At 52.2% G+C, this 322-nt stretch carries 1 rRNA gene; it reads right to left on the reverse strand.

Annotated features, from left to right (window positions below):
- Window positions 1-234: 234 nt before the first annotated feature.
- A 5S ribosomal RNA gene (gene rrf / locus ACXAGP_RS22110) occupies window positions 235-322 on the reverse strand; the annotation flags it as partial.

The following is a 322-nucleotide window of genomic DNA, read 5'->3' on the forward strand; positions in this document are numbered from 1 at the left end:
CTACTCTCACATGGGGGTGAAGAGGGTGTTTACAGCTGCGCAGCAGCGGCCCTCTGAACGACCGGAGCTCTGCGACGGGCCGGGAGTCCACTTTGTGAAGCGCTGACCGTGAGGTGATACACCAACCTTCGATTTGATGAAGGGTTGCCGCTGAATCGGATAAATGAACTTAATTAAATAAATCGCAGGCAATAAAAAAGGGCTACCTTGCGGTAACCCTTCTTCAAATTGGGAGCCTGGCGGTGTGCTACTCTCACATGGGGAAGCCCCACACTACCATCGCCGCTAATACGTTTCACTACTGAGTTCGGAATGGATTCAG

The organism is Planctobacterium sp. AWM4_229 (assembly GCF_056160305.1).